The 24,089-nt window shown below is 76.2% G+C and carries 14 protein-coding genes; 11 read left to right on the top strand and 3 right to left on the bottom strand.

The window, feature by feature from the left end; all coding sequences use genetic code 11:
- Positions 1–225: 225 nt before the first annotated feature.
- Positions 226–978: a CDP-alcohol phosphatidyltransferase family protein gene (locus ACI8AR_RS01865; RefSeq protein WP_457049458.1), complete on the bottom strand. Its 753-nt coding sequence runs from the start codon at positions 976–978 to the stop codon at positions 226–228.
- Between the two features lie 368 nt (positions 979–1,346).
- Between ACI8AR_RS01865 and ACI8AR_RS01860 the strand changes: the two genes are divergently transcribed.
- The 4 genes from ACI8AR_RS01860 to ACI8AR_RS01845 all read left to right on the top strand — a co-directional run bounded on the left by ACI8AR_RS01860 (position 1,347) and on the right by ACI8AR_RS01845 (position 10,557).
- A complete protein-coding gene (locus ACI8AR_RS01860; protein WP_457049457.1) occupies positions 1,347–6,557 on the top strand; it encodes a PKD domain-containing protein in 5,211 nt (1,736 codons plus the stop codon).
- Positions 6,558–6,638: 81 nt separating this feature from the next.
- Entirely contained in the window at positions 6,639–8,774 is a 2,136-nt protein-coding gene (locus tag ACI8AR_RS01855) for a glycosyltransferase (protein ID WP_457049456.1), read from the top strand.
- Positions 8,771–9,811 carry a glycosyltransferase family 2 protein gene (locus ACI8AR_RS01850; RefSeq protein ID WP_457049455.1) on the top strand — a complete coding sequence of 347 codons (1,041 nt, stop codon included), beginning with the start codon at positions 8,771–8,773 and terminating at the stop codon, positions 9,809–9,811. Before ACI8AR_RS01855 ends, ACI8AR_RS01850 begins: the two co-directional genes overlap by 4 nt.
- Positions 9,808–10,557, top strand: a complete 750-nt coding sequence (locus tag ACI8AR_RS01845; protein ID WP_457049454.1) for a polysaccharide deacetylase family protein — start codon at positions 9,808–9,810, stop codon at positions 10,555–10,557. Before ACI8AR_RS01850 ends, ACI8AR_RS01845 begins: the two co-directional genes overlap by 4 nt.
- 12 nt (positions 10,558–10,569) lie before the next feature.
- Here ACI8AR_RS01845 and ACI8AR_RS01840 read toward each other — a convergent pair whose 3' ends face one another.
- Complete coding sequence (locus tag ACI8AR_RS01840) at positions 10,570–11,574, bottom strand: glycosyltransferase (protein WP_457049453.1); 1,005 nt, start codon at positions 11,572–11,574, stop codon at positions 10,570–10,572.
- A gap of 288 nt (positions 11,575–11,862) precedes the next feature.
- On the opposite strand from ACI8AR_RS01840, the gene ACI8AR_RS01835 reads away from it, so the two are divergent.
- On the top strand, positions 11,863–13,359 hold the full coding sequence (locus ACI8AR_RS01835; protein WP_457049452.1) for a lipopolysaccharide biosynthesis protein: 1,497 nt from the start codon (positions 11,863–11,865) through the stop codon (positions 13,357–13,359).
- 336 nt (positions 13,360–13,695) lie between these two features.
- Here the strand turns inward: ACI8AR_RS01835 and ACI8AR_RS01830 are convergent, their stop codons facing one another.
- Positions 13,696–15,912 (bottom strand): hypothetical protein, encoded by a 2,217-nt coding sequence (locus ACI8AR_RS01830; protein WP_457049451.1) that lies wholly within the window; start codon positions 15,910–15,912, stop codon positions 13,696–13,698.
- A gap of 233 nt (positions 15,913–16,145) precedes the next feature.
- Here ACI8AR_RS01830 and ACI8AR_RS01825 point away from each other — a divergent pair, with 233 nt between their 5' ends.
- The 6 genes from ACI8AR_RS01825 (at position 16,146) to mfd (ending at position 24,088) form a co-directional block, all read left to right on the top strand.
- Entirely contained in the window at positions 16,146–17,585 is a 1,440-nt protein-coding gene (locus ACI8AR_RS01825; RefSeq protein WP_457049450.1) for a polysaccharide biosynthesis tyrosine autokinase, read from the top strand.
- Positions 17,582–18,178, top strand: a complete 597-nt coding sequence (locus ACI8AR_RS01820) for an arsenate reductase/protein-tyrosine-phosphatase family protein (protein WP_457049449.1) — start codon at positions 17,582–17,584, stop codon at positions 18,176–18,178. Before ACI8AR_RS01825 ends, ACI8AR_RS01820 begins: the two co-directional genes overlap by 4 nt.
- A complete protein-coding gene (locus ACI8AR_RS01815; protein WP_457049448.1) occupies positions 18,175–18,378 on the top strand; it encodes an adenylyltransferase/cytidyltransferase family protein in 204 nt (67 codons plus the stop codon). The genes ACI8AR_RS01820 and ACI8AR_RS01815 overlap by 4 nt, the downstream gene beginning before the upstream one ends.
- Positions 18,375–19,148, top strand: a complete 774-nt coding sequence (locus ACI8AR_RS01810) for a polysaccharide deacetylase family protein (RefSeq protein WP_457049447.1) — start codon at positions 18,375–18,377, stop codon at positions 19,146–19,148. Before ACI8AR_RS01815 ends, ACI8AR_RS01810 begins: the two co-directional genes overlap by 4 nt.
- 496 nt (positions 19,149–19,644) lie before the next feature.
- A complete protein-coding gene (locus ACI8AR_RS01805; RefSeq protein ID WP_457049446.1) occupies positions 19,645–20,103 on the top strand; it encodes an adenylyltransferase/cytidyltransferase family protein in 459 nt (152 codons plus the stop codon).
- Between the two features lie 442 nt (positions 20,104–20,545).
- A complete protein-coding gene (gene mfd / locus ACI8AR_RS01800) occupies positions 20,546–24,088 on the top strand; it encodes a transcription-repair coupling factor (protein WP_457049445.1) in 3,543 nt (1,180 codons plus the stop codon).
- The last annotated feature ends 1 nt before the right edge of the window (position 24,089 follow it).

Raw genomic sequence — 24,089 nt, 5'->3', positions numbered from 1 at the left:
GACGTGGCCGTCACCGCGAGGTCCCGCGGGCTGGGCGGGCCACCCACGGAGGCGCCCGGTCGTGCGCACGACCCCGGTGGCCCGGGCCCGGGCGCCCGTGCCGGCGACGGTGGTGCACGACGGCCCGCCGGTGACCGGCACCGGGTCGGGCTCCGGGGTGCAGCGGCGTCACCGGACCAGGCCGCCGGTCCGCACGCGCCCGGGCCGTCCGCCCACGAGCCGCGGTCAGCGGGAGGCGTCGAGTTCGGCCACCTGCCCGTGCCACCGCACGAGCCCCGCCGCGAGGTAGGCCGCCGTGCCGACGAAGAGGACGGCGTAGACGGCCAGGAAGACCGAGGTCCACGGGAGGAACACGAAGGCGAGGCACAGGACGCCGTAGTCCGCCGGTGCGGTGAGGAACGACCGTGCCGCCGACCGGGGCCCCGTCCCCGCCCCCGCCACCGTCCCGCCGGAGCGCCGCAGCTGGTCGGTCAGCACGGTGCCGAAGAACATCACCGTCGTGACCAGGCCGAAGAGCACGGGTAGCAGCAGCAGCCGGGGCTCCGCGTCGGCGAAGCGGTACAGCGAGACCAGGACGGCGACGTGGACGGCGGCTCCCTTCGCGCAGTCGACCATGTGGTCGAGCCACTCGCCGGCCCGGGTGCCCCCGCCGCGCAGCCGGGCCAGCTGACCGTCGGCGGAGTCGAGGGCGTAGCCCAGGGCGAGCAGCAGCGTGACGGCGACCCCGACGACCCAGCTCGGACGGGCCAGCGCGAGCAGCCCGATGCCGACGGCGGTGCACACCGCGCTCACCGTGGTCACCTGGTCGGGGGTGAGGCCCAGGCGGTGGGCGACGGCGGCCAGGTACCTGCCCAGTGGGCGGTTCACCAGCCGGGAGTACAGCGGCGCGTGGTGCGACGGCTTGCCCGTGCTGCGCAAGGCGGCGACGGTGTCGCCGAACGAGAGGCGGGACGGCGTCCCGGCAGTCGCGGAGGACATGTCCTGACTCCTCGGACCCCGGCTCGTCCGGGTCCTCCGGGGAGGATCCCGCCACCTCGCCGCCGAGGACGGGGAACGAGGCAGTTCTGTCGAGCCGCCAGTCTCCGGCCGCGCACGTCTCCGGAGGAGGCCCCCGGGGCAGGAGCTCCCCCCAAGGCGTGAGGCGCGCCCCCACCCCCCTCATGAAGGAGACCCCGACGGTGCTGACGCACGGTGATCCTCTCGCCGGCGTCGGCAGGAGGGTCGTGGCCAGAAACCCCTGATCAGGTGATCAGTTCACCCTGGCCTCCCCGATCTCGTCACTCTTAGTGTCTGCCGGTCTGTCCGGAAGGCCGGTCGGGCTGCATCGAACGAGCGGGGGATCCGGCATGGCCGCACGCGTGGTCACCACATCCAGGAAGTCGTTGGCGGGAACTCTGGTCGCCCTGCTGGCGGCCGGCGTCCTGGCTCTCCTCGTCCCCGGCACCGCGCGGGCCGACAGCGCGCCGCCGGCACCGGCCGACCCGGCGGTCCCGGCGACCGTCACCGCGGACCCGCTGCCGACCGTGCAGATCAACGGGATCGTCTGGTCGCAGGTCGTGGTGGGCAACACGGTCTACGTCGCCGGGCAGTTCAGCCGCGCCCGTCCGGCCGGCGCGGCGCCCGGCACCCAGGAGGTCGTGCGGAACAACCTGCTGGCCTACGACATCCGCACCGGCGAGCTGGTCACGTCCTTCGCCCCCTCCCTCAACGCGCAGGCACTGGTCGTGGCCGCCTCGCCCGACGGGTCCCGCGTCTACGTGGGCGGTGACTTCACCGTGGCCGACGGTCAGACCCGGTACCAGGTCGCCGCGTACGACACGGCCACGGGCCGGCTGGTCAGCGAGTTCCGGCCGGCGGTCAACGCGCCGGTCCGCGCCATCGCCGCCACCAACGACCGGGTCTACCTCGGTGGTGACTTCACGGCCGTCGGCAGCGTGAGCCGGACCCGGCTCGCCGCCGTGTCCGCCGGCGGTCAGCTCCTGCCGTGGGCCCCGGTGCCCGGCGTCGGGTCGACCGCCGGCAACTGGCTGCCGAACAACGACCCGCAGAACAACCGGACCAGCAACTCGGTGATGGGCCTCGTCGTGGCCGGCCCGAACGGCCAGGTCGTCGTCGCCGGCCGGTTCGACACGCTCAACGGCACCCGGTCCACCGGTGTCGGGGCCGTCGACGGCGTCACGGGCGCCACCCGGCCCTTCGCCATCGGCCGGCTGATCACCAACCAGGGCGTCAACTCGGCCATCTGGAGCCTGAGCACCGACGGCACGTCGGTGTACGGCACCGGCTACGACTTCTACGGCCCCGGCAACCTCGAGGGCTCGTTCGCGGTCGACCCCGACGGCGGCGCGGTCCGCTGGATCAACGACTGCCGCGGCGACAGCTTCTCCGCCTTCGCCACCAGCGGCGTCGTCTACATGGCCGGGCACCCGCACGACTGCAGCCAGATCGGTGCGTACCCCGAGCAGGACCCGCGCGTGCACCAGTTCGCCACCGCCCTGTCGCAGGTCGCGACGGGCAAGGTCGGCCCGAGCGGCATGCGCAACAACAACCTCGTCGGCCAGCCGTCGCCGTCGCTGCTGACCTGGTTCCCCACCTTCTCCACCGGCACCGTCAGCGGCGCGTCCCAGGCCGCCTGGAGCGTCACCGGCAACGGCCAGTACCTCACCTACGGCGGGGAGTTCCCCGGCGTCAACGGTGTCCAGCAGCAGGGGCTGGTGCGCTTCGCCGTCCCCTCGCTCGCGCCGAACGCCGTGGCGCCCCGTGCGTCGGGCACCTTCGCCCCGACGGTGACCGCCGTCCCCGGCGCCATGCGGGTCACCTGGCGCGCCGCGGTGGACCGCGACAACGAGCACCTCACCTACCGGGTGTACCGGGACAGCGACACCGCGACGCCGGCCTGCGTGGTCACCCGGCCCTCGACGTGGTGGGTCGTCAACACCCACGGGTGCCTCGACCGCGGAGCGACGGCCGGCTCGCACCGCTACCGGGTCACGGCGTCGGACCCGTTCGGCAACGTGCTCGCCTCCGGGTGGGTCACCGCGCAGGTCCCCAGCGGCAGCACCAGCTCCGAGCGCCCCTACGCGTCGGCGGTCATGGCCGACGGCGCGGTGGCGTACTGGCCGCTCGGCGAGACCTCGGGCACCAGGACGTACGACGTCGCCGGCGGGCAGGACATGACGCTCGGCTCGGGCGTGACCCGTGTCCAGGCGGGCGCCCTCGGCGACGGGAACGGCGCGATCGGCGTGAACGGGACGAGCTCCGGCCTCGTCGCGACCCAGTCCGCCGTCAGGACCCCCAACGTGGTCTCGGTCGAGGCGTGGTTCAGGACGACGACGACCCGCGGCGGCAAGATTGTCGGTCTGGGCAACTCCAACACGAGCCCCAGCACCAACTTCGACCGGCACGTCTACATGGACACTGCCGGGCGGGTGTACTTCGGCGTGCACAACGGGGTCAACGTGGAGGTGCACGGCCAGCAGGCCTACAACGACGGCCGCTGGCACCACGTGGTGGGGACCATGACCACCGGGGGACTGGAGCTGTTCGTCGACGGGACGCTCGTGGCCTCCCGCGGTGACGTGGCCCGCCCGCTGCCGTACGACGGCTTCTGGCGGATCGGCGGGGACAGCAGCTGGTTCGCGGGCCAGGAGTGGTTCTCGGGCCAGGTCGACGAGGTCGCCGTCTACGGCCGGCCGCTGTCGGCGCAGCAGGTCGCCACGCACGTCGCCCTGGGGCGCGGCGCCAACGTCGCCCCGACCGCGGCGTTCACCCCGGCGGTCAGCGACCTGACGGTGGCCGTCGACGGCTCCACGTCGAGCGACCTGGACGGCTCGGTCGCCTCCTGGGCGTGGGACTTCGGTGACGGCGCCGCCGGCACCGGGCGCACGGCGTCGCACACCTACGCGACGGCGGGCACCTACACCGTGCGCCTGACCGTGACCGACGACGACGGCGCGACGGCGACGAGCTCGCAGCAGGTCACCGTCACCGCCGCGCCCACCGGCGAGGGCTCCTACGCCGCGGACGCGTTCGGCCGGGAGGTCGCCGGTGGCTGGGGCACCGCCGACCGGGGCGGGGCGTGGACGGTCGCCGGCAACACGGCCGGCGCGTCGGTGACCGGCGGCGCCGGGCAGCTGACCGCGCCGGCGGGGACCAGCGCGTCCGCGGCGTTGACCGGGGTCTCCCGCAGCGACGTGGCGGTGCAGGCGTCCCTGACCCTGCCGCAGGCAGCGACCGGGGGTGGCACCTACGTCAGCCTGGCCACCCGCCGGGTGGGCACGAGCGACTACCGCACGCTGCTGCGCTTCCGCGCCGACGGCCAGCTCGAGGTGATGCTGGTGCGGTACGTGGGCGGGGTGGAGACGATCCTCACCGGCACCACGCTGCCCGGCGGCCACACGGCCGGGCAGCCGCTGACGGTGCGGTTCGAGACCGAGGGCACCGGGACGACGTCGCTGCGGGCCAAGGCCTGGGCGACCGGCACCGCCGAGCCGGCGAACTGGCTGCTGACCACCACCGACACCACGGCGGCGCTGCAGCGGCCCGGCGGGCTGTTCGTCTACGCGTACACCTCGGGCAGCGCCACGCGGCCCTCGGTGCTGCGGGTCGACGACTTCCGGGCCGAGCCGGCCGGGACGGTCGTCGTCGTGCCCAACCAGCTCCCGACCGCCGCGTTCACCGCCACGGCCGCGGGCTTGACCGCGAGCGTGGACGCGGCCGGCTCGGCCGACGCCGACGGCTCCATCGCCTCCTGGGCGTGGGACTTCGGTGACGGCGCCGCCGGCACCGGGCGCACGGCGTCGCACACCTACGCGACGGCGGGCACCTACACCGTGCGGCTCACCGTGACCGACGACCGCGGGGCGACGGCGACGACGACCCGGCAGGTGACCGTCACCGCGCCGGCGCCGCAGCCCGAGCCGCAGCCCGGTGACGGGGCACTCGCGAGCGACGCGTTCGGCCGGGAGGTCGCCGGTGGCTGGGGCACCGCCGACCGGGGCGGGGCGTGGACGGTCGCCGGCAACACGGCCGGCGCGTCGGTGACCGGCGGCGCCGGGCAGCTGACGACGGCGGCGCGCCAGAACGTCTCCGCGCTGTTGGGAGCGGTGTCGCAGACCGACGTGACGGTGCAGGCCTCGTTGACGATGCCGCAGCCGGCCACCGGCGGTGGCACCTACGTCAGCCTGGCCACCCGCCGGGTGGACGGCAGCGGCAGCGACTACCGGGTGCTGCTGCGGTTCCGCTCGGACGGCCAGCTCGAGGTGATGCTGGTGCGGTACGTGGGCGGGGTGGAGACGATCCTCACCGGCACCACGCTGCCCGGCGGGTACACGGCGGGGCAGCCGCTGACGGTGCGCTTCGAGACCCAGGGCACCGGCACCACCGAGCTGCGCGCCAAGGCGTGGGCGACCGGCACCGCCGAGCCCGCGGCGTGGCTGGTCACCACCACCGACGCCACGGCGTCGCTGCAGCGGCCGGGTGCCCTGTACCTCTACGAGTACACCTCGGGCAGCGCCACGCGGGCCTCGGTGCTGCGGGTCGACGACCTGTGGGCCGGACCCGCGGGCGCCCGCCCGGGCACCCAGCCCCAGCAGCCCGGCGATCCGGTGCCGCCGGCCAACGCGGCACCGACGGCGGCCTTCACCGCCCGGGCCTCGGGTCTGTCGGTCGCGGTCGACGCCTCGGGGTCGACCGACGCCGACGGCTCGGTCTCCGCGTACGCGTGGGACTTCGGGGACGGCGGCACGGCCACCGGGCGCACGGCGTCGCACACCTACGCGGCGGCGGGCACCTACACCGTGCGCCTGACCGTGACCGACGACGACGGCGCGACGGCGACGAGCTCGCAGCAGGTCACCGTCACCGCGCCGGCACCCGAGCCCGAGCCCGGGCCGCAGCCCGGTGACGGGTCCCTCGCGGCCGACGCCTTCGGCCGGGAGGTGCCCGCCGGCTGGGGCACCGCCGACCGCGGTGGCGCCTGGGCCGTCGGCGGCTGGGGGTCCACGTCGGTGACCGGCGGCACGGGCCGCCTGGTCGGCGCCGCCGGGCAGAACGCCTGGGCGCTGCTGGGCGACCTGTCACAGACCGACGTGGCCGTGCAGGCGTCCCTCACCCTCCCGCAGACGGCGACCGGTGGCGGCAGCTACGCCAGCCTGGCCACCCGCCGGGTGGACGGCAGCGGCAGCGACTACCGGGTGCTGCTGCGGTTCCGGTCCGACGGCCAGCTCGAGGTGATGCTGGTGCGGCACGTGGGCGGGGTGGAGACGATCCTCACCGGCACCACGCTGCCCGGCGGGTACACGGCCGGGCAGCCGCTGACGGTGCGCTTCGAGACCCAGGGCACCGGCACGACGTCGCTGCGGGTGAAGGCGTGGGCCGCGGGGACGGCGGAGCCGGCGGGCTGGCTGCTGACCGCCACCGACGCCACGGCGGCGCTGCAGCAGCCGGGCGCGCTGTACCTCTACGAGTACACCTCGGGCAGCGCCACCCGCAGCTCCACCGTGCAGGTCGACGACCTGTGGGTCGGGCCCGCGGGCACCGCCCCGTGGGCCGGCTGACCCGGCCTCACCCCCCGGGGTGAGCGGCGCCGGCCGGCACTGCCGGCGCCGCTCACCGACCGGGAACATCGCAGGGTGACCGTGGAAGCACCCGTCGCAGCGGCCCCGTCCTCCGACACGCGGAGGACGGGGCCGCTCGGCGTCGTCGTCGTGAACTACGGCTCGTCGGCGCTGCTGCGCCGCACCCTCGTCCCCCTCGGCCGGACCGGCCTGCCCGTCGTCGTCGTGGACAACCTCTCCACCGGCGAGGAGCGGCGCGCGGTCACCGCCCTCGCCCGCGAGGAGGGGTGGGAGCTGGTCGCGCTCCCCGACAACCGCGGCTTCGGCGCGGGCGTCAACGCCGGCGTCGCCGCGGCCCGCCGGCTCGGCTGCGTCACGTTCCTCCTGCTCAACCCCGACGCCGTCGTCGAACGCACCGTGGTGGACGAGCTCGCCGCCCGCAGCGTGGCCGACCCCATGGCCCTGCTCAGCCCGGTGATCACTCGGTCGGACGGGAGCGTCTGGTTCGCCGGCTCGCGGCTGCGGCTGCGCGACGGCCGTACCGGCCGGCGGATCACCGACCCCGCCGCACCGGACGGCGTCCGCGACTGGCTGACCGGTGCCTGCCTGGTCGTGCACGCGGAGCTGTTCGACCTGCTCGGCGGCTTCGACGACGGTTACTTCCTCTACTGGGAGGACGTCGACCTCAGCTACCGCGCCCTGCGGGCCGGCGCCCGCCTCGTGGTGTGCGAGGACCTCGTGGCCGTGCACGACGAGGGCGGCACCCAGGTGCGGCACGGCGAGGCCATGTCCGAGGGCTACTACTACTGGAACTGCCGCAACCGGCTGGCGTTCGCGGCGCGGCACCTGGGCCGGCGGGCCGTGCTGCGCTGGCTGGTGACCGCACCGGCGGCCGGCTGGGAGGTCGTGCTGCGCGGCGGCCGGCGCCAGCTGCTCCGGTCCCCGCGGCCCCTGCTCGCCGCGGCACGCGGGTCACTCGCCGGCGCCCGCCCGGCCCTCCGTTCCCTCCGGCGGCCCGCCGCGGCCGGGCTCCGTCCCGGCGTCCTCGTCGTGCACCCCGGAGCCGACCTGTACGGGGCGGACCGGATGCTGCTCGAGTCGGTCGACGCCCTCCGCACCCGGTTCGCGGTCACCGTCGCGCTGCCGGGTCCCGGGCCGCTGGCCGACGAGCTGGACCGGCGCGGGGTCCGGGTCGTGCACTGCCCGATGCCGGTGCTGCGCAACGCCGCGCTGCGGCCGCGCGGGGCCCTGCGGCTGGCCGCCGACGCCGTCCGCGGCGCCCTGCCCGCGGTGCGGCTCGCCCGCCGTCACGGCGCTGCGGGGGTCTACGTCAACACGCTGACGCTGCCGACCTGGCCGCTGCTGGCCCGGCTGGCGGGGCGTCCCTCGGTCGTCCACGTGCACGAGGCGGAGCGGTCGCTGCCGCGCCCGGTCCGCCGCGGCCTCGCGGTCGCGCCGGCGCTGGCCACCCGCGTCGTCGTCAACAGCGCCTTCACCCGGGACGTGCTCGGTGACGTCGCGCCCCGCGTGCTCCGCCGCAGCACCGTGCTGCACAACGCCGTGCGGGGACCGGCCGCTCCTGCCGGGCCGCGCCCCACGCCGGGTCCTCCCGCGCAGCTGCTGTACGTCGGCCGGCTCTCGCCGCGGAAGGGGCCCCAGGTCGCCGTGGCCGCGCTCGCCGAGCTGACCCGCCGGGGCGTCGACGCCCGGCTGGCGCTCGTCGGGTCGGTCTTCCCCGGCTACGAGTGGTTCGAGGCCGAGCTGCGCGACCGGGTGGCCGCGGCGGGCCTGGTCGACCGGGTCTCCTTCCTCGGGTTCCGGCCGGACGTCGGGCCCGCGCTGGCAGCCGCCGACGTGGTCCTGGTGCCGTCGGTGTCGGAGGAGTCGTTCGGCAACGCCGCCGTCGAGGCGGTCCTCGCCGCCCGGCCGCTCGTGGTGAGCGACTCCAGCGGGCTCCGCGAGGCCGTCGCGGGCTACTCCGGCGCGCGACCGGTGGCGCCGGGTGACCCCGTCGCCTGGGCCGACGCGGTGCAGCAGCTGCTGGCGGACTGGCCGCGCGTGCGCCGGCAGGCCGTCGACGACGCCGCGGAGGCTCGCCGGCGGCACGCGCCGCAGCGCTACCGCGAGGGCCTGCTGGCCGTCGTCGGCGCGCTGGGCGGGGACGGACCCGAGCGGCCGCCGGCCACCGTGACCCCGCAGGACCGGAGGACCGCGTGACCACCACCCCGGCCACCGTCCCGACCACCGTCCCGGTCCCCGGCCCCGGCCCCGGCGAGACGGTACGGGTCACCATCGCGGTGCCCACCTACCGGCGCCCCGACGACCTCAGCGCCCTCCTGCCGATGCTGTGCCGGCAGGCGGCCGAGCTGACCTCGGGCTCGGTGCCGCGCTACGCCGTCGACGTCCTCGTGGTGGACAACGACCCCGGGCGCGGCGCCGAGGACGTCGTCGCCGCGGCCGGCGGCCCCGGGGTCCGGTACGCGGCCGAGCCGCGGCCCGGCATCGCCGCCGTGCGCAACCGGGCGATGGACGAGGCCCGCGACGCGCGCCTCCTGGCCTTCATCGACGACGACGAGCGGCCGGGCGACCGGTGGCTCGCCGCACTGCTCGACACCTGGGCGGCGACCGGCGCCGCGGCGGTCTCGGGCCGCGTCCTGGCCGAGTACGCCGGCGCCCTCGACCCCTGGCTCGCGGCCGGGAGGTTCTTCGTCCGCCGCAGCCTCCCCAGCGGCACCCGGATCGACATGGCCGCCACCGGCAACCTGCTGCTGGACCTGGCACAGGTGCGCGGCAGCGGTGTCCGCTTCGAGCCGGCACTCGGTCTCGGCGGGGGAGAGGACATCCTGTTCAGCCGCAGCCTCGCGCGGGCCGGGGGGCGCCTGGTGTGGTGCGACGAGTCCGTCGCCGTCGACCAGGTCCCGCTGGAGCGGATGACCCGCCGCTGGGTGCTGGTCCGCGCCTGGAGCCACGGCACCGGCGCCGTCCACACCGAGCTGCGGCTGACCCGGCGGGCCCCGGCGCGCCTCGCCGTCCGTGCCCGCGCCCTGGGGCACGGCCTGGTCCGGGTCGGCGGTGGGGGGCTTCGCTGGGCGCTCGGGCTGTCGGTGGGCTCCCTGCGCCACCAGGCCCGGGGGGCGCGCGCGGCGTTCCGCGGCGCGGGGATGGTCGCCGGCGCGTTCGGCGTCGTGCACGAGGCCTACGCCCGGGACGGGCGCCGGTGGCGGCTGCGGCTGCTGTCCCGGGCCGGCTCGTGACCACCCTCCTCGCGAGCGGCACGTCCGGCCGCCTGCGGGCCGGGGCCCGTCTCGCCCGGCGGGTCGCCGCACCCCTGGCGGGCTCGGTGGTGTCCGTCCGGACCGAGGCCCCCCAGGTCGCGCTCACCTTCGACGACGGCCCCGAACCGGGCGGCACCGACCGCGTCCTGGCCGCGCTGGCCGACGCCGGGGCCACCGCCACCTTCTTCGTCCTCCTCACCCGCGTCCGGCGCCACCCCGGCCTGCTCGCCGAGGTCGTCGCCGCCGGGCACGAGGTGGCGCTGCACGGCGTCGACCACCGGCCGCTCCCGACCCTGCCGCTGCCCGAGGTGGCCCGGTCGGTGCGTGCGGGCCGGGCCGAGCTGGAGGACGTCACGGGCCAGGCGGTCCGCTGGCACCGCCCGCCCTACGGTCGGCAGACCTGGGGCACGTGCCGCGCGGTCCTCGCGGCCGGGCTGACGCCGGTGCTGTGGGGGCCGAGCACGTGGGACTGGAAGGACGTGCCGCACGCGGCCCGGCTCGCCCGCTCGCGGGACGGCGTGCGGCCAGGGGCGATCGTGCTCGCCCACGACGGCTTCGCCGGACCCCAGGACCTGGCCGACGACGGGCCGGCGCCGGAGCTCGACCGCGGGGCGCTGGTGACGGACGTGCTCGCCGGTTACGCGGAACGGGGTCTCGCCGCCCGCGCCCTGCGGGACCTGGTCACGCAGGGCGGCCCCGTCCGGGAGCTGCGGCTCACGCGCTGACGCGCGCCGCGGTCACCCGTGCAGGGCCCGCAGCGCCTGCCGGTAGGCGGCGGCGTGGGACTCGCCGGCCCGGTCCCAGTCCCGCCGGCTGAGGTCGGGGGCCGCGGCCGGCGGCGCCGCCCGCAGTGCCGCCACGGCGTCGAGCAGGTGCCCGGCGGTCAGCTCACCGCCGTACCGGTGCACCCAGCCGGCGCCGACCTCCTCGGCGAGACGGGTGTTGGTGGCGTTGTCGGGGACGAGCACGGGACGGTCGAGCGAGAGGGCGGCGAGAGCGCCACCGGAGTTGTGCATCTCCCGGTAGGGGAGGACGACGAGCTCGGCCGAGGTGACCTCACCGACCAGGTCGGCGTCCTCGAGGAAGCCCAGGGACACCGACACCCGCGGGTCACCGGCGGCCAGCCCGGCCAGCTCGGCGCCCAGCTCGGGGGTGGAGGGGTTGCCGGCCACGCGGAGCTCGAGGTCCTCCGGCGTCCTGCCGGCGGTGGCGGCGAACGCCTCGACGAGCCGGTCGACCCCCTTGTAGCGGCGCAGCTGGCCGACGAACGCGAGACGCCCCGGCCGCGCGGTCGACCGCCGGTGCGGCGCGAACCAGTCCCGGTAGTGCCCGTGCAGGATCGTCACACCTGCGGCGCCGTCGGGGAGCGGGGTCTGCTCGTTGATGCGGATCCGCAGCGTCGTCCACCGCTCGGCCCAGCGCAGCAGGGCGACCTCGCGCCGGGAGATGTCCCGCGGCAGCTCGAGGTTGTGCACGGTCCTCACCAGGGGGGTGCGGGTCGCCCGCAGCCGCAGCAGCAGCGCGGCGAACAGCACCTGGCGGACCGCCTTCCGCAGTGGGCCGGTGCCCGACACCAGGATCTCCGGCCAGTGCACGTGGAAGACCGAGTAGCCGCCGAGCAGCGCCCGGCGCCAGGAGAAGGTCAGCACCCGGACGTCGGGGAGCGCGGCCAGGCTGCGCCCGAGCTGGACGAGGTACGGGTTCGTCGTCGGCCGGGGCCGCGGGAAGGACTGCAGGACCACGAGTCCGGTGTCTCCCCGTCTCGCACGCACGACCCGGCCTCCAGAGGTGTCACGGGGACGCGCCGACGGCGTCCCGCTCGAGGACACTCTGCCGCGCCGGGCGCGGGCCGGCCTCGCCCGTCCTGGTGAGATCCCCGCCGTTCCCGGCGTCCCGGGAGGCGCACCCGTGGTCTGATCGCGCCCGGTCCCGCCGTCGGGGGAACGGGCCAGCGACGGAGAGGGAACCATGCCGCGACAGGTCGGCGGCCGCGCGCCGGGAACCTCCCACGTCCACCTGCGAGCGGTGCGGTGACGGCACCGACCCGTGAGGCGCCCGGGACGGGGCTCGGCCGGCGTGCGGCGCGGGGGGTCCTGGTCGCGCTGACCGGACAGGGGCTCCGCATCGGGGTCCAGGTCCTCTCCGTCGTCCTGCTCTCGCGGCTCCTGGGCCCGACCGACTACGGCCTGCTCGCGATGGTCATGGCCGTCATCGGGGTCGCCGACGTGTTCCGGGACCTCGGCCTGTCGACGGCAGCCGTCCAGGCCCGCTCCCTCTCCGCCCAGCAGCGCAGCAACCTGTTCTGGGTCAACACCGGCACCGGCGTCCTCCTGGCGGGCGTCGTGTTCGCCGGCGCACCTCTCGTCGAGGCCCTGTACGGCCGGCCCGAGCTGGGCGCCATGACCCAGGCGCTCGCGGGCGTGTTCGTGCTCAACGGCGTCGCGACCCAGTACCGGGCCGACCTCACGCGGCGCCTGCAGTTCGGCCGGCTGGCCGCCGCCGACGTGGCCGCCCCCGCGGTGGGCCTCCTCGCGGGGCTGGTCCTGGCCGGGTCCGGCGCGGGCCACTGGGCGCTGGTCGCGCAGCAGCTGGTGCAGGCGGCGGTGATGACGGCGCTCGTGCTCGTCGCGGGGCGGTGGCGGCCGCTGCGGCCCGACCGGCGCACCCCCATGGACGGCCTGCTCCGCTTCGGCTGGCACATGGTCGGCATCGAGATGCTGGGCTACGCCAGCCGCAACGCCGACGCACTCCTCATCGGCACCCGGTCCGGCGCCGCTGCGCTGGGCCTCTACAACCGTGCCTACCAGCTGCTGATGGCCCCGCTCGGGCAGCTGCGGGCCCCGACCACCCAGGTCGCCCTGCCGGTCCTCTCCCGGCTGCAGGACGACCCCGTCCGCTGGGCGGAGTACGTCCGGCGCGGTCAGCAGGCGCTCGGCTACACCTTCGTCGCCGGCCTCGGGGTGGTCGTGGGCGCCGCGGAACCGGTCACGGCGGTGTTCCTCGGCGACCGGTGGGAGGGCGTCGCGCCGGTCCTGCGGCTGATGGCGGTCGGGGGCATCTGCCAGACCCTGGCCTTCGTCGGCTACTGGGTCTACCTGTCCCGAGGACTGACCCGCTCGCTCGTGCGGTACTCGCTGTTCGAGACCGCCGTCCGGCTGGTCTGCATCGTCGTGGGCAGCAGGTACGGCGTCGTCGGGGTGGCCGCGGGGTTCGCCGTGGCGCCCGCCCTGACCTGGCCGGTGTCCCTGTGGTGGCTGTCGCGGCTGGCGCCCATCCCGCTGCACCACCTGGTCACCGGCGCGCTGCGCATCCTCGCGCTCACCGCCGTCGTCGCGGGCTCCGCCTGGTGGGCCGCCGACGCGCTGGCGGGCCGGTCGTCACTGACGGCGCTCGCCGCCGCCGTGGCCTCCGGTGCGGCCGGGTACCTGGTGGTGGTCGCGCTCGTCCCTCCGGTGCGGCGCGACGTCGTCGCAGTCCTCCGTGCCGTCCGTGCCGGCATGGGCAGCCGACACCGGCCGGTCGTCTGACCCCGCCGCCGCACCGGCAGCCGGCCGCGCGGCCGGTTCCCGGGGACACCGGCCGTCCCGCCGCGGGGTGTCCTCGAGACGGGCCCTCCCACGACGGGCCCTCCCACGACGGGCCCTCCCACGACAGGCCCTCCCACGACAGGCCCTCCCACGACGGGCCCTCCCACGACAGGCCCTCCCACGACAGGCCCTCCCACGACAGGCCCCGCCCCGACACGCGTCCTCGACAGGGGCCGCAGACGACAGGGCCGTCCCGCGACGGGTCCCTGGCGACCGGGCCCTGCCGCGCCGGGTACCCGCGGCGCGCGGGTCCGGCGGCCGGCCCCCCGCGACCCGTCAGACCGGCTGCGGGACGGCGTCCGCCCGGGCCGGCTCCTCCCTCGGCCGGGCCGGGCCCGCGGTGTCGGCGCGCGGCAGCAGCGCCAGTCCCACCGCGAGGACCACGACGTCCAGGTCGCTCGGCAGCGGCCCGAACGCGAGGTACCACAGTGCCGCGGGCGCCAGGAAGCACAGCAGCGCCGACGCACGGCGACGGCTGAGCCGGGCGGCCGTGGCGGTCACCACCAGCCCGGCCATCGTCAGGCCGAGGAGCAGCCCCACGGGCCCGAGGTTCGACCACAGGTCGGCGACCACCGAGTGCAGCTCGAACCGGCCGGCGAGCAGGTAGTGGTGCAGGTAGCCCTGGGCGGTCGGGTCGTTGACCACCGCGATGCCCGTCCCGGCGACCTCGACGTCCTCCGCCGAGGGCACGGTACCCAACCCGAAGCCCAGCGGTGAGTGCTGCAGCAACGACCACGTCGCGGTCCACTCGGGGCGCGAGCTCAGCAGCAGTGAGCCGCTCTGGGCCACCTGGGCGGTCGTGCGTGCCTGCAACCCCGACCCCAGCGCCCCGGACAGCAAGAGGTCGGTGAGCAGGGCGTAGGCGACGACCGCACCCGTCCCGAGCACCAGTGCGCCCCGCACCCAGCGAACCGTCCGGCCAGGACGCGCCGGGCGCGCCTGCCACAGGACGAGCGCCGCCGCTCCCACGCAGAACGCGAAGGCGCTGCGCGCGTCGTTCAGCACGTCGGCGACGCCCAGCAGGCCGAGGACCGCCACCGAGGCTGCGGGACGCCGCCGGCCGGCCAGCAGCGAGAGCGCCACGACGGTCAGCGGCAGGGACAGCTCGAACTTGAACGCGTTCTCCGACCCGGGTGACCGGAGCAGGCCGGCCACCAGCTGCCCGAGACCGAAGGCGATCCCGATCGCGCGCAGCGGGAGCACCGTCCGGGCCCACAGGAGGAGCCCGACGGTGCCGAGGCCGGTCAGCACGGCGGCCGCGGTGGTCGCGGCCTCCAGCGGGTCGAAGGTGTGGTCGACTGCTGACTGCCGGGCCAGCAGCAGGCCGCACAGCAGTCCGAGCCCGGTGAGGACGGCCAGCGGGACCGCGCCGCGGTAGCGGGGGAGCGCGGAGATCCACACCGGCAGCAGCAGGGCAGCGACCAGCAGACCCGAGGTCGTGGCCATGGGCAGCCGCAGGTCGGCGCCGGCGACCGCGAGGGCGAGCAGCGCGCAGATCCCGCTCGGCGTGCTCCACGGCCGGCCGGCACCGGTGCGGTCGGCGCGGGCGAGCACCGCGGCGACCCGGCCGCCGCGTCCGCGGCCGTCGAGCACCACGCCGGCCACGGGGACCCCGCCGTCCTGCGCCGCGTCCAGGTCGGCGGCCAGCCCGCGGACGGTCGTCCGCCCGGCCTCTGCGACGACGACGACGGCGTCCGGGCGGGACCCCGGGCCGCCGTCCCCGTCGACGACGAGGACGCCCCCGGCCGCGAGCTCCCCGGCGAGCTCCGACCGCCGCCGGGTGGCCCCGACCAGGGCGACCTGCCCGCGGCGGCCCGCCACGCCCGCACCGAGCAGCCAGCGCAGCCGCTCCACGCGGCCGGCCCGGCGGGCCGCGGCGCTCCGGCCCGATCCGCCGAGCTCGGCCAGGACCGTGACGCCCGGGACGTCGGCCGCGGTGTGCACCCGCGGGCGCGCCAGCTCGGCCAGCCCCGCCGCCAGGGCCGCGAGCGCCGCGCCCGCTCCCAGACCGAGGACAGCGAGGGTCCGCCGATCCGCGGACGCGGGAGCCGGCGGCGGGCCGGTCTCGGTCACGGTCGTCACGCGCAGCAGGGGAGTGCCGTCCCCGGCCCGCCACGTGGCCTCGACGCGGTTCCGGACGGCGTCGACGACGGACGTGGCCCGTTCGGCGGCCAGCTGCGGGTCGGGGGCGGAGACGGTGACGTGCAGGAGCGAGGTGTCCTCCACCAACCCGGCCTCGACGGTCGTGCCGTCCGCGGATCCCGAGGCGGTGGCGAGCTCCACCAGCGTCGGGAGGACCTCTCGGCGCACCAGCGCGGCGTGGACGGCCTCCTCCTGGTCCTGGATCCTGGCCACGCCCACGTACAGCTCGGCCCCCGCCTCGTAGGTGGGAGCCGGAGCCACCACGGCCAGCAGCAGTGCACCCAGCAGCGCGCCGAGCACCGTCCACGGCCAGCGGCGGACGACCGCAGCGGCGTAGGTCGTCGGCGTCATCGAGCTCCCCTCACGGATCGGAGGGGCCATGGTCGCCCGCCGCCGGGCTCCGGACGAGGGAAGCGACCCGAGTCGAGGGCTCCCGTGCCCCCATCGGGTGGTGTCCGCCGCGACGGCGTCGCCAGGACCGGCCGGGGTCCCGGAGGGTGGTGGGCAGCGCGCGGTGGGCCAGCGGCCCGTGCCGCGCATCTCGGGGGACGCCGCGTGGGACGCCGGCGTGGGGGAGGAGACCGATGGGCATCGAGAACGTGGTCGGCGTGGTCCGGAGGCGGTGGCGGTGGATCGTCGCTGCGGTGCTCGTCGGCCTCCTCGGGGCGCTCCTGCACACCCAGCTGGCGACCAGGACCTACCGCGCCACCGCCGAGGTCTTCTTCACGCTGCAGTACGGCAACTCCGCCGCCGACCTCGTCCAGGGCGCCACGTACACCCAGAACCAGGTCGCCTCCTTCGCCCGGCTGGCGACGACCCCCGCCGTCCTCGGCCCCGTCGTCAACGACCTCGGGCTCGACGTCACCGCGACCGAGCTGGCCGACCGGGTGGAGGCCGCCGCGCCGCCGGACACGGTGCTGGTCGAGATCACGGCCACGGAGTCCTCGGCGGCGCGCAGCGCCGAGTTGGCCAACGCCGTCGCCGCCTCTCTGGCCGTCGAGGTCGAGCAGCTCGCCCCCGAGGACGACGAGGGCCGGCCCACCGTCTCGGCCTCGACGGTCACCCCCGCGGAGGAGCCGGACGGGCAGGCGTCCCCGGACGCACTGCTCGATCTCGCCGCCGGGCTCGTCGCGGGGCTCCTCCTCGGTGCCGCGCTCGCCTGGGCCCGCGACACCCTGGACTCCCGGGTGCGCGACGCGGCCGCCCTGGCGACCGTGACCCCGCTGCCGGTCGTCGGGGTGCTCGGCGCGCTGCCGCGCGGGCAGGGCCGGCGCCCGCTGGTCGCGGTCGACCCGCACCACCCGTACGCAGAGGCCTTCCGGCAGCTGCGCACCAACGTGCAGTTCCTCCGCGTCCCCGACGGCCTGCCGGAGGAGCGGGACCCCTCCGCCCACGTCCTGCTCACCACCTCGTCGGTGCCCGGCGAGGGCAAGTCCACGGTCGCGCTGAACCTGGCCTGCGCCCTCGCGGAGACGGGCGCTCGCGTGCTGCTGGTCGACGCCGACCTGCGGCGGCCCACGGTGGCCGCGTCGCTCGGCATCGAGGGCGCCGCGGGCCTCACCACCGTGCTGGTCGGTCAGGCCGGGTTGGACGACGTCGTCCAGGTGTGGGGGACCGCGGGCCTGGAGGTGCTGACCTCGGGGCCCATCCCGCCCAACCCCGCCGAGCTGCTCGGGTCGCCGGCGATGGGGCACCTGCTCGAGCGCACCCGCGCGGTCTACGACTACGTCGTCGTCGACACCGCGCCGGTGCTGGCGGTCACCGACCCGGTCGTCCTGTCCCGCGCCGTCGACGGCACCCTCGTGGTGGGTGACGCCGGCCGGGTGCGGCGGGCCCAGCTGACCGAGACCCTCTCCACGCTGTCCCAGGTCGGCTCCCGGGTCCTCGGCGTGGTCCTCAACAACGTGCGTCGCGACGAGGAGTCCTACAGCTACCGGCGGACCCCCGAGGTCGGCTCAGCCGGTGAGGCCCCGCCGGCCGCCGCCCCGACGCCGGCTCGGGTGCCGGCCGGGCCCCGCGGGTGACGCCGGGATCGCCGGGCGCGTTCGAGGTCCTGGTCGTCTGCACCGGCAACATCTGTCGCTCGCCCGCCGCCGCGGCCGGGCTGTCGGCCGGGCTCTCCGGGACCCGCGTCGCCGTGTCCAGCGCGGGACTGCACGCGTGCACCGGTGAGCCGATGGCGCCGCAGATGACCCGGCTACTGGACGTGCCGCCGCCTCGGACGCCCGCCCGCCAGGTGACGCCGGGGATGCTCGCCCGGGCGGGGCTGGTGCTGGGCATGACCCGCGATCACCGCCGCGCCCTGGTCACCCTCGCCCCGGCGGCGGTCCGGCGCACCTTCACGCTGCACGAGTTCACCGACCTGGCCGAGCTCGCCCGGGCCGACGGCCTGCTGCCGGGATACGGGCCGCCCGACGAGGCGTTCGCCGCGGTCGTGGCCGCCGCCCCGCGGCTGCGTCCCCGGCGGTGTCCGGGGGCCCCGGACGACGTCGAGGACCCCTACGGACGGGACGACGAGGTCTTCGCGCGGGTGGCCGCGGAGCTGCGGGACACGGTCGGCCGGCTGCTGGCTGCCATCGGCACGGTGCCCGCGGCCGGGACGGTTCCGCCCGCATGACCGTCGTCGGCTGCGCGCCCGGCGCGTACGACCTGTTCCACCTCGGCCACCTCGACCGGCTGCGGCACGCCGCGGAGTACTGCGACCACCTCGCCGAGGAGGTCGGCTCCGACGAGACGCTGGTGCTGACCGCGGGGCGCGCGCCGGTGGTGTCGCTGGCCCAGCGCGTGCAGGTCGGGGCCGGGGAGCCGCGGCGGTGAGCGCGCCGTCGGGGACGCCGGCCGCGGGGCCGGACACGTCCGAGGAGCGCATCGCGGTGCCGCCGGTGCTCATGTACCACTCGATCAGCCCGGCCCGCGTGCCCGATCCGCACCGGATCCGGGTGACCCCGGGTCGGCTGGACGCCCACCTGCGGCTGTTGCGCCGGCTGGGCCTGCGCGGCGTCTCGCTGGCCGAGCTGCTCGCGGCGCAGGCGCGTGGCCGCGCCGACGGGCTGGTCGGGTTGACCTTCGACGACGGCTACGCCGACTTCCTCGACCACGCGATGCCGGTCCTCGCCCGCCACCGGATGACGGCGACGCTCTACGTCGTCGCGGGTCTGCTCGGGGGCACCAACGAGTGGGACCAGGGCCCGCAGCTGCGACTCGTCGACGCCGACCAGGTCCGGGCCGTGGCTGCCGCCGGTCACGAGGTGGGCAGCCACACCCTCGTGCACACCCGGCTCACCGGGGCCGGTCCTGCCACGCTCACCGAGCAGGTCGCCGCCAGCCGGCGCGTGCTGCAGGAGGTGCTGCAGGCCGACGTCCCCGGCTTCTGCTACCCGTGGGGCGACTTCGACGCGGCTGCCGTGGAGGCGGCGCGGGCGGCGGGGTACGACCACGCCTGCGTGACCGGCGACCACCTCCCGGGACACCGCTTCGCGGTGCCCCGGAGCTACGTCGCGCCGGGAGACCGCGCGCCGCAGCTGCTGGCCAAGCTGGCCAGGCACCGCTGGCGGATGCGGGGCGTGGGGACCGCTCGCGCCAGGTGAGCCGGGCCCCGTCGTCGCGGCGCACCGGGACGGGATCCCCGTGGTCCTCGTGGTCCCGGTCGGCGCCGGCCACACGCTCGCCGCGTCCGACGCCTGAGGGGACGCCCGGGCGACCCGACCGACGTGGACGCGTGTGTCGATCACGTCCTCGCCGGCGGCGGGACGGCCCGGGCCCGGGGGGACGCCTGCCGGCGGCGAGTACGGCGACCCGTCGCACGTCGACCCGTCGCACGTCGACCCGTCGCACGTCGACCCGTCGCACGTCGACCCGTCGCACGTCGACCCGTCGCACGTCTACCCGTCACACCTCGACCTGGACGGCGTCCTCGCCTTCCTCGCCGCCGCCGGCGGTCGCACCGGCCCGCCGGTTCTCACTGAGTGTCACCACGTCCCCCGACCGGGTGCTTCCCGGCCAGGGGAACCCGTCCGGGGGATGACGGAGAGTGATCTCGGCTGGTCGACTGCCCGGGACGTCGGACGAGGTCCTGGGGGAGTCATGACCGTCATCGGGTACGCGCCGGGCGCGTACGACCTGTTCCACATCGGCCATCTCAACGTGCTGCGGCACGCCGCGGCGCACTGCGACCGGCTGGTGGCCGGGGTGGTCGCCGACGAGGTGCTCCTGGAGACGAAGGGTCGGGTGCCGGTCATCCCCCTGGCCGAGCGCATGGAGATCGTCGGCAGCCTGCGCTGCGTCGACGCCGTCCACGCGGAGACGTTGCTCGACAAGGTCGACACCTGGCGGGAGGTCGGGTTCGACGTCCTCTTCAAGGGCGACGACTGGCGCGGCACGCCCAAGGGCGACCGCCTCGAGCGGGACCTCGCCGCCGTCGGGGTCGAGGTGCGCTACTTCCCCTACACGATGCACACCTCGAGCACCGCCCTGCGCCGGGCGCTCCAGGCGATCGAGGCCGGGGCGGCCGGCACCAGCACCGCTGCCGCGCTCATCTCCTAGGCGCCGGTCGCGTCCCGGGGGCGCGGCGGGTGGTGCTCGACCGGCGGCCCCCGTCGCCAGGGAGGCCCGGACGAGGGCAGGCGCCGGTGCTCGGTCCTCCAGGTCCTCCAGGTCCTCCGAGCGTCGTCACCAGCCGTGACCGGGATGCCACCCGGGACCCGGGACCGCAGGCCTTGGTCAGGCACGTCGGCGCCGCAACGGGTTGCAGTCCGTCACCCCTTCTGGTCGCCCGACCCGACCTGCGGCGCGCCACTCCCACGGATCCCGGTCGCCGTCGGGTGCAGCGGGGGCGTCTTCGGGCGCTGTCCGGCCGGATCGGCTGTCCGGGCGCTGCCCTCCCGGTCCCCGGCGGGTGTCCCCGCCGCGGTCTAGCCTGGGATGCCGGGCCTGCGCCGCACCCGGCGGCACGGAGCGGGCCGTCCACCCCAGGAGGAAGACCCCCGTGAGTCTGCGCGGCGTGCTCGACGTCGTCCTCACCGATCCCGGCGTCGCGCGCGTGGTGGCCGCGGCCGGGTCCGCCGAGCTCGCCGTGACCGCGCCGCCGCCGGTGCAGCCGCTCGTCGCCGCCGCCCTGGCCGCGGGTGGGCGGGGACCCGGCGGTGCAGCCGGTGTCCCGGTGCTGCTGGTCACCGCCGGTGAGCGGGACGCCGACGCCGCCGCGGACGTGCTGCGCTGCTTCCTGCCCGACCGCCGCGTCGAGACCTTCCCCTCCTGGGAGACGCTGCCGCACGAGCGGCTGTCCCCGCGGGCCGACACCGTCGGCCGCCGCCTGGCCGTGCTGCGCGAGCTGACCCACCCCGGCGACACCGGGATCGACGTGCTGGTCGCCCCGGTCCGCAGCGTGCTGCAGCCGCTGGCCCCCGGCCTCGGCGACCTCGTGCCGGTCGAGCTGAGGGCGGGGGACACCGCCGAGCTCGACGACGTCGCCCGCGCGCTGTCCGACGCCGCCTACACCCGCGTGGAGCTGGTCGAGAAGCGCGGCGAGTTCGCCGTCCGCGGCGGCCTTCTCGACGTCTTCCCGCCCACCGAGCCGCACCCGGTCCGCGTGGAGTTCTGGGGCGACGAGGTCGACGAGCTGCGCTACTTCTCCGCCGCCGACCAGCGCTCCCTCGACGAGCGGCCCGAGCGGCTGTGGGCCCCGCCGTGCCGCGAGCTGCTGCTCACCGACGCCGTCCGCACCCGCGCCGCCGAGCTCGCCGCGGAGCACCCGGGCCTGGCCGAGCTGCTGGGCAAGCTCGCCGAGGGCATCGCCGTCGAGGGCATGGAGGCGCTGACCCCCGCGCTGGTCGAGGGGCGGCTCCAGCTGCTCACCGACCTGCTGCCCGCCGGCACCCACGTGCTGGTCGCCGACCCCGAGCGCGTCCGCAGCCGGGCCGCCGACCTGGTGCGCACGGCCGAGGAGTTCCTCGCCGCGTCCTGGGCCACCGCCGCCGAGGCCGGCGAGGCGCCGCTGGACCTGGGCGCGTCGTCGTTCCGCGAGCTGGCCGACGTCGAGGCCGCCGCCCGCGGCCGCGGCCTGCCGTGGTGGACCACCGGCGCGTTCACGCTCGACGTCGACGACGAGTCGTCGGTGACCCTGCAGGCGGGCACCGTCGAGCGCTTCTCCGGCGATCTCGACCGCGCCGTCGAGACGCTGCGCGGCTGGAACCGTGACGGGTGGCGGGTCGTCCTCACCTTCGCCGGCCCCGGCCCGGCCCAGCGCGCGGCCGAGCAGCTGGGGGCCGCCGACCTCGGCGTGCGGCTGGTGCCCGGCATCGAGTCCGCGCCCGAGGAGAGCCTGACCTCGATCACCCAGGGCAACCTGGAGTCCGGCTTCGCGCTGCCCGCCGTGGGGCTGGCGCTGGTCACCGAGCACGACCTCACCGGCCAGCGCGGCACCACCATGCGCGACGCGGTGAAGATGCCCGCGCGCCGCCGCAACGCCGTCGACCTGGTGCAGCTGCAGCCCGGCGACCTCGTCGTCCACGAGCAGCACGGCATCGGCCGGTACGTCGAGATGGTCAGCCGCACCGTGCACGGCGGCCAGCGCGACTACCTGATCGTCGAGTACGCGCCGAGCAAGCGGAACCAGCCGCCGGACCGGCTGTTCGTGCCCACCGACTCCCTCGACCAGCTCACCCGCTACGTCGGCGGGGAGCAGCCGGCGCTGTCCAAGCTCGGCGGCGCCGACTGGCAGAAGACCAAGGGCCAGGCCCGCCGGGCGGTCAAGCAGATCGCCGCGGAGCTCATCCGCCTCTACTCGGCGCGCATGGCGACCACGGGGCACGCCTTCGGCCCCGACACCGTCTGGCAGCGCGAGCTCGAGGACGCCTTCCCGTTCCAGGAGACCCCCGACCAGCTCGCCGCGATCGACGAGGTCAAGGCGGACATGCAGAACCCGGTCCCGATGGACCGGATCATCTGCGGCGACGTCGGCTACGGGAAGACCGAGATCGCCGTCCGCGCCGCGTTCAAGGCGGTGCAGGACGGCAAGCAGGTCGCCGTCCTGGTGCCGACGACGCTGCTGGCCAACCAGCACTTCAAGACGTTCTCCGAGCGCATGGCCCAGTTCCCGGTGACGGTGAAGGTGCTGTCCCGGTTCCAGTCCGACGCCGAGAGCGCCGAGACGCTGCGCCAGCTCGCGGCCGGCGAGGTCGACGTGCTGGTCGGCACCCACCGGCTGCTGCAGCCGACCACCCGGTTCAAGGACCTCGGGCTGGTCATCGTCGACGAGGAGCAGCGCTTCGGCGTCGAGCACAAGGAGTACCTGAAGACGATGCGGACGGCGGTCGACGTCCTGTCGATGTCGGCCACCCCGATCCCGCGCACGCTGGAGATGAGCCTGACCGGCATCCGCGAGATGTCGACGATCCTCACGCCCCCGGAGGAGCGGCACCCGGTGCTGACCTACGTGGGCGCGTGGGACGACAAGCAGATGGCCGCGGCGATCCGCCGCGAGCTGCTGCGCGACGGCCAGGTCTTCGTCATCCACAACCGGGTGCAGTCGATCGACAAGGCCGCGGCGAAGATCCGCCGGCTGGTGCCCGAGGCCCGCGTCGCCGTCGGCCACGGCCAGATGAAGGAGCACGAGCTCGAGCGGATCATGGTCGGCTTCTGGGAGAAGGAGTACGACGTCCTGATCGCGACGACGATCGTCGAGTCCGGCCTGGACATCCCCAACGCGAACACCCTGATCGTCGACCGCGCCGACACCTTCGGCCTGTCCCAGCTGCACCAGATCCGCGGCCGTGTCGGCCGTGGCCGCGAGCGCGCCTACGCCTACTTCACCTACGACCCCTCGCGGCCGCTGACCGAGACCTCGGTCGACCGGCTGACGACGATCGCGCACAACACCGACCTCGGCGCCGGCATGGCCGTGGCGATGAAGGACCTCGAGATCCGCGGCGCGGGCAACCTGCTCGGCGGCGAGCAGTCCGGGCACATCGCCGGGGTCGGCTTCGACCTCTACGTGCGGCTGGTCGGCGAGGCCGTGGCCGACTACAAGGCACAGGTCGGCGGCGAGGAGGCACCGGCCGAGCCGCTCGAGGTGCGGGTGGACCTGCCGGTCGACGCGCACCTGCCGCACGACTACGTGCCCGGCGAGCGGCTGCGGATGGAGGCCTACCGCAAGGTCGCCTCGGTACAGGACGACGACCAGGCGCAGGCCGTCCTCGACGAGCTCACCGACCGGTACGGCGCCCCGCCGGCGCCGGTGCTCAACCTGCTCGCGGTCGCCCGCTTCCGCGCGGCGATGCGGGCGCTCGGCGTCACCGAGGTGTCGCTGCAGGGCCGCGCGATCCGGGTCTCGCCGGTGCCGCTGCGGGAGTCGCAGCAGATGCGGCTGGCCCGGCTGGCCGACGGCGCCACGTACAAGTCCGCCGTCCAGACGGTGTCGCTCAAGGTCCCGGTCGGCCCCGACCGGCGCACCCCGCTGCGCGACGTCGCCCTGCTCGAGCACCTGCACTCGCTGCTGAAGGCGGTGCTCGAGCAGCCGGTCGCGGCCTGAT

It is taken from the genome of Geodermatophilus sp. SYSU D01036 (assembly GCF_054050435.1).
Note: the sequence above shows the minus strand (reverse complement) of the source record. Positions and strands in the feature narration are given on the sequence as shown.